Here is a 6,427-nt window from a genome sequence, read left to right as displayed (position 1 = left end):
ATCTGCTAACTTTTTGTAACAAAAAACTGCAAACAATTCCTTGACCTCCAAACTATCTATACCACTAAATACTAAGGCGGATTTTTACCTAGCAAGCTTTTTGGGGTAGCAAGCCTATGCCTATGATCATTGTAATGATGCAAACCTTTTGCAAACAGTGTTTTAAGAGGGTAAAGCGTTATGTTGATAGCAGAAAGCCTGTAAAGAGAAAATGGCTATGGTATGTAAGAATAGTGCTGTTTTTTATACGGAGCTGTCTTATTATAAAATTAAGTAGGGTAGGGAAAGAACGTATAGGTATGTAATTTACGCGCATAAAGGCTTTGTAGGAATTAGATCTAAACTCAGATTTTCTCTCTTTAGGGAGTTAAGACTTGTATTTTTATCATAATGACTAGCTTCTCCATCATAATATTTCTTCACGAGAGCTTTCCAAAAATAGTACACTAGCTAGTTTGTTCTTAAAAAAATAATCAAGGCAATACTTTTGCACCATCCTCATTCGCCATCCTTAAGGGCGGCTTTTGCATTTACAGAAATTGCCCACTGACTTTAGAAGCGGAGCCTAGAAACGTGGGGAAGAGGAACACCATAGAGCGGTGTGACTACTCATGTTATCATGCTATAGAAATATTTGGTTTTGTAGGGTAGAAGCAGCGGCCACCCCCCTTTAATGCTTTTTAGGCATTAAAATGGCACGAGAAAATGCTGGTAGTCGTGTATGGTTTTTATTATGGCTGATCCATGAGCTCTAAGATATAAATTGAGAGAGAATGGGCGGCATTAAAAGTTAAACGCGCATGGCGAGGCTTGAGATTGATTAGTTCAAAATCCTTTTCTGAGCGGCCATGCGCTGCACTTTTCTTGTTTCTTAAATTCATAGTACCACTAACGATTCTGGATAGACCGGTTGCGATCATTCTTAAGTCATTTTTATCTAGATCTTGATTTTTTAAGTTTTTTTGCTTTATATCATCAGTATGAATCTTAGCCTTCTTAGCAACTTCTTTCCATAAAGCGTACAGCTTATTATGGGCATTTTCTTCATATAGGATAGAATGGTGGTCGAGATAAGCTTTGCAAGAGGCTTCCAACAGATTTGCTGCAAATAGAACTGCCTCCCTTGGATCTTTTTCTATATTTTCTAATGCCCTATTTATTTCGATTTCTACTGCTGAAAGTTCTTTCTCTGCAATAAGTTTTTTTAGCTCTTCCATCGAGAGGAGACCAGCTTTTTGCAATTCTTGTGTGAAGGTTAGCTCATTCTTGATAATATATCCTCCACGCTGATATTCTAATCCATCTTTCTTTAACGTTTCTAAAACTTTACGTTGATCTTCTTTAAGCTGTTGTAGCATTTGATCTTCTGGTATGTCTTGAAATATGAATCCGACTAACTTATGAAACTCGCTGTCCAAAAAATCACCAAGCAGGGGACCAAGGACTTCAAGCGGTTTATTGCATTCTACATTGATTGTATCTAGTCGTTTCTTAATCTTGACTTCATCATCATCACTTCGATACTCATGAGGAGCAGATGGTGTATAAAAAAATAAGGCATCCAAATTCTTTGGCCAATAGTACTTTGGTAATATTTGAGAGAGTATCCTAATTGTTGCAGGAGGGATTTTGTTTTTCTGAGATATTTTTTGCGGAGATGATAATTGCATTTTATGGCTTTATAATATCAAAAAGTGGTATGTTGAGTGGTTTTTAGAGTATGATTTTATTGCCTGACCTTTTATAGAAGGTCGCGCAACAATTTTGTGGCTTATATAAGATTTGTGAAAGATAAATGCCATATTGTGTTTTATTTTTCTCCTTTCATTGTTATAACAGTGAAGGGGGAATAATGTGTGATAATTCGAAAAATATAGAATGAGAACAGAAGTATAATTTTGTATTATCGTAACTGCAATAGCATTCTTTATTGGCAGATTGTTTATTGGAGAGAAGGAAGTAGGCAATGCGCATAATCCCTGAACGGAAGGTTTTGTGACAAGAATTTCAATAATGGCATGTTACTAAATGTTGTGTGTGTTCTTTGCTTGTCAGAAAAAGTAGATGGCGCTCTTTATTTGCATAACCGGTATCGAGTAATGAGTAATGCGGGAGGCTAGTTTAAAATCTCGTTTATTCCGTTAAAGCTTACTGTTTTCTATAAAAAGACTGTTTTCGTGATATCCGCTGTTAATCTCGCGTATTTGGTAGAGATGAAAATATAAACGTTTATCGTGTCTGTAAGGGAGCTTGAAGCAATGAAGTTATGTGTAAAAGAGTTCTGAAAAGCTTCTTTTGTCCGTAAAACTTATAAGGAAAATTTAAAGGCAGGAAAATGTTAGAGAAATCTAAGAGTACGCTGTGAAAATCAAGAAACAGTCTTTTTAGAGATGGTTTGCTGTCTGTCATCGTGCTTCATGATTTTCAATGTTTTTAAAATTTCTTTCTCAATGAGAGAGGGCTTTTTTATTAAAGCGGGGGAGATTTGTTATGACAGTTAACAATGAAATGGAGAGAAGATGCTGCTTTACCAGCTGTTTTTGTCGCTTCAGTTTCATTTGAACCTATTGTGATTATGAAAGCATAGTGATTCAATGACTTTGAAAAGGGGGGAATAACATTATCAAGTTTGCAATACAGTGCGATTTTTTGCATCGCGATGCGTGGCAGAAGATGGTCAGCATTTGGGGGCATTGTGGGTTCTATATTCTATGCTGGTTCTGTAGGGCGTCTGTTAGCGCATTTATGGAACTATTCCGCATTGAAACGCGTGCTTAATTTCGTGGATCTTTGCAAAGGTCTGATCAGAAAATCCCATATTTCAAGAGGTTTTTAGAGGGATCTAAAAGCACAGAGGTATCATAAAATTACAAACACCGTACGTTACTGGAGGTGATCAATTTTAGAGCTTAAGGAGCTTATCGATTTAGTGTTCTTTCATAAAAATGATGAAGGTTGTGTTCAAGGTCTCAGTGTGTTGGTTTCTCGAAAAGTGGTAAATGCTGTATGATTTTATAAGCTATTGCCAATGTTATGGCTAGGGAGTTCAAATAAAGTATATCATAAATCGGAATTCTTCTCTTTACGCGATAAGAGGAGGGCTAGGCAAAACAGTAAAAATGTAGCGATAGAGAATATGAAGAATACGATATATGTTTGGTTTAAGGACAGGGATTCTTCTGTCAGCGAATGGATCAAAAAGCCAGCGAATATACCCCCTAAGGCACCACCTATTTGCTGTAATATGCGTGTGATAACGGCTGTATCTTTGACGTATAAACTGTTGACATATTGGATGGGGGCGGAAAGGCAGACAATGGTGGCGATGCCAAGTCCTATGCCTCTTAGCAAGAATCCAAGTCCATCCATGCTTATATTATAGCCGAAGCATAATAACCCAAAGCTTGATATCACTAAACCAATTCCTATCATGAAAAAGGGAGATTTTTCTTTCCATTTTTGGTAAATAAATTTCCTGCCAATCCACGCACCCACTCCTTGCAGAGCAAGGAGGGCACCGATGATGAGAAGGCTCTTTTCATAGTTTCCTCCCATGGCAACGGCTAGTGGGAAATAAACGAGGAAGCTATAAAAAAGAAATGAAGCAACGAGCCCCATGATCATGAGCAATGTATAGCGCGCATTTTGAAATCCGCTAAAGACGATTAATTTGTTTTTTGCTTTCTGATTAGAAACAATGAATAATATGAGAGATATCACGGCTATAAGCGCTAGGATAAAGAGGGTGTTGTGGTTATTGATATTTCTGGCTTCTGTGAGATAAAAAAACGAAAGAAGGGAGATGGAAAACGCTAAAAAAGCAAATAAGTTAAATTTTGTTTTTGTTGTTTCGTTGCTCTTTAAATGTTTAGCTCCAAGGGTGAGTGCCAATAAAATAAGCGGAATATTGATAAAAAATAACAAACGCCAAGACACATACTGAGCAAGCGAGGCGCCTACCAGCGGACCAAAGGCAGGAGCGAAAACTGTTGGTACGGCTATGGTGCCCATGGCTTGGCGCACTCGTGTCTGTCCAAATTGTAAGGCAATGATGGTTTGGCTAAGGGGCAGCAAAAGACCGGTCCCAAAACCTTGAACGATACGGGCAGATATAATAGTTGGAAAATTATAGCTTAATCCTACCCCCAGTGATCCAAGCATAAAAATGAAGCTTGCAAGAAGCCAAGTGCTTTTGATACCTATTCTTCCTTGCACAAAAGCGGCCATTAGCAGCCCTGGAACGGTGGCGAGAAAATAGGATGTTACAACCCATTGTATATTATTTTCTCCGACTGAAAAATAATGCGCAAGGTTAGGAAGGATGACATTGACAATGCTCCCGTCCAGCAGAGGAAGTATGCTGGAAATAATGACGGTATATATGACATACCTTTCTGTTTTTGTATAGGAATCTCTCTTTTGCATTATTATGCCCCCTGTTGATATTCTTTAAAATATTGTCCCCGCCCCATTCCCAGACTTTTAAAAATTAACATGTGTTTGTGATGGCTGTGGTTTTGATATTGGGATAAATGTGATTGGGAGCGCTGATGGTCCCCTTGTATACAATCCCTCTTCCTCCAAAATAAAACCATCGGTTAAGTTGATCTTAATGAGTTTATCGAGGAGTCTGTTTACTGTCAATTCACTCTGTATGAGAGCAAAAGCAGAACCTACACGAGACGTGCATGCCTGCTCCATTTGCATTTATTATTTAACATGGAAAATGTTAAAATCTTTATAAATCAAATTATTGACTTAAAAATCCAATGTTTGTTTATAGATCATTTTTATGCTTAAATGATTGTTTGGGTGTCAAATGTATTCTCAATAGCTTATAATTTTCTTTTCTTAAATGTGCAGCCTTTTCTGGAAAATGTTCAACAATCTCTTGATTGTTTAATAAAAATTAAAATCGGTTATAAGGAAGGGTTTGTAAATTATAGAGTAGGAAAAAGGTGCATTTTATAAACAACAGGGGAGGGTTGTTTCCATAGCCAAAACATTTTTTCAAGTTGTTATGGTATCTTTTTGAAGTGCTTGATCGATAAAAGTTTGATAATTATCAGAAACAATATATTGGGTATTTTCTCCCAAAGCTTTGAAATGTTCATGACCGCAATGGATTTTTGCTTTTTCCAGAACGCGCAACATGTCTTCGAAAATACTTCTTTTGCTTTCCACAACAAAATACAGTTTTTCTTGCCCATTTTGCTCGAATAATACAGTCCAATCGGGAGTATATGATCCAAGAGATGTATCAATTTTAAACCATTTAGGCAGTTTCGCATAAACTTTAATCTTATCGTTTTTTTCAAATGATTGTGCAAAATTGAACTCAATATCTGAATCATAAATACATGATCATAAGTTGATTTATCAGTTTTTGTCATATTCTTTTATAAAACAATTTGCTTTTATATTTATTAAAATGCATTTTCTATTTTATTTTTTCATATAATTAGCCAATGAAGTTTTTGCTCTAATATCGCAATTTGTAAAAGACTATTTTGGTCATTCAATATGAAACTTTTTATGTCGGTTTCTTGTATTGAAAGCAATGGTACGATTTTTGATATCTGTATAAAATATTTACAAAAAAAAATTTAATAACGCATGATTATAGAATTTTGTTCTTTGTTTGAAGCATGTACAGTTAAACCATTGTTTATTCATAGATTTTATGTTCATTATTTATTTGATACATTTAATCTAGAATGTAAATTTTGTTCGTATCCTCAAATTAAAATACTGGTATTGAAGTGGTGAGAGTGTTGCTTTGTTGAGAATAGATAATTTGGTAGGTTGGTATTCCCTTTGTATCAGAGAATTCAACTTATTCTCTCATATTGTGTGTGGATGAAATGTTAACCGCATAATGCTCCCTCTTACATGAGATGTAAGATTGATATGTTTTCCACATTGAGAAAAGTTGTTGATCGTAGAGAAATATTTTTTTGCGAAATTCGTTTGGCTTAAATGGAAAAAATAGAGCAAGAGTCGCATATTTGTTATGCTGTAATGGCATATATATATAATCGATGGAGTCAACACTTCATTTAAGAAGTTTTTTAAAGGAAAAACATAAAAAAATAGAATTATTGAAAAAAATCTTTTATTTTGCAGCTTGTTTCTCACGATTATAAAAGCTTCACGTGGATTTTGAAAATTCTTGTTGTGTTGAAAAGCATACAAAAATCAAGAAAATTTTGCAAAAAAGCTGCACTATGCGTGCAGCTTTTTATGTATTTGCTTTAAAGGTAGACAGGTAGACGTTTTAAAACATGAAAGTGTCCTTACGGCTTCTATAACCATAATAGCCAAAAATACTGGAAATAATGGCGCCTATGAGACTTCCTAAAAAGCCCCACCACCCCATATTGGAGGCTGTTTTTGTGGCTTTAGTTGCAGTGTTTTTTGCTCCCTT

The 6,427-nt window shown here is 35.6% G+C and carries 4 protein-coding genes and 1 pseudogene; all 5 read right to left on the bottom strand.

What is annotated here, in order from left to right; genetic code table 11:
* Positions 1 to 731: 731 nt before the first annotated feature.
* On the bottom strand, positions 732 to 1,670 hold the full coding sequence (locus ACFIM6_RS09290) for an abortive infection family protein (protein WP_375612597.1): 939 nt from the start codon (positions 1,668 to 1,670) through the stop codon (positions 732 to 734).
* A 1,390-nt stretch (positions 1,671 to 3,060) separates the two neighbouring features.
* Entirely contained in the window at positions 3,061 to 4,425 is a 1,365-nt protein-coding gene (locus ACFIM6_RS09285) for an MFS transporter (RefSeq protein WP_375612596.1), read from the bottom strand.
* 57 nt (positions 4,426 to 4,482) lie between these two features.
* Positions 4,483 to 4,701, bottom strand: a complete 219-nt coding sequence (locus ACFIM6_RS09280) for a hypothetical protein (RefSeq protein WP_375612595.1) — start codon at positions 4,699 to 4,701, stop codon at positions 4,483 to 4,485.
* Between the two features lie 309 nt (positions 4,702 to 5,010).
* Positions 5,011 to 5,301 carry a hypothetical protein gene (locus tag ACFIM6_RS09275; protein ID WP_375612598.1) on the bottom strand — a complete coding sequence of 97 codons (291 nt, stop codon included), beginning with the start codon at positions 5,299 to 5,301 and terminating at the stop codon, positions 5,011 to 5,013.
* Positions 5,302 to 6,277: 976 nt separating this feature from the next.
* Positions 6,278 to 6,427 (bottom strand): annotated as a pseudogene (locus ACFIM6_RS09270) (DUF3792 domain-containing protein); the annotation flags it as partial.

It is taken from the genome of Bartonella sp. AA9NXGY (assembly GCF_042196845.1).
Classification (GTDB): Bacteria; Pseudomonadota; Alphaproteobacteria; order Rhizobiales; family Rhizobiaceae; genus Bartonella.
This window is presented reverse-complemented; position numbering and strand designations above follow the sequence as displayed.